A 218-nucleotide genomic window follows, 5' to 3' on the forward strand; every position below is an offset into this window, starting at 1 on the left:
AAAACGAAACACGGAAACTTATATTGATGAACAGCGTTCATCAATTCTCCATAGAAAGGAGGTGATCCAGCCGCACCTTCCGATACGGCTACCTTGTTACGACTTCCCCCCAATCATCTGTCCCACCTTAGGCGGCTGGCTCCAAAAAGGTTACCCCACCGACTTCGGGTGTTACAAACTCTCGTGGTGTGACGGGCGGTGTGTACAAGGCCCGGGAA

At 51.8% G+C, this 218-nt stretch carries 1 rRNA gene; it reads right to left on the reverse strand.

The window, feature by feature from the left end:
• Window positions 1-54: 54 nt before the first annotated feature.
• Window positions 55-218, reverse strand: a 16S ribosomal RNA gene (locus MR079_RS29000); the annotation flags it as partial.

The organism is Bacillus cereus group sp. BfR-BA-01381, from assembly GCF_022663555.1.
GTDB lineage: Bacteria > Bacillota > Bacilli > Bacillales > Bacillaceae_G > Bacillus_A > Bacillus_A pacificus.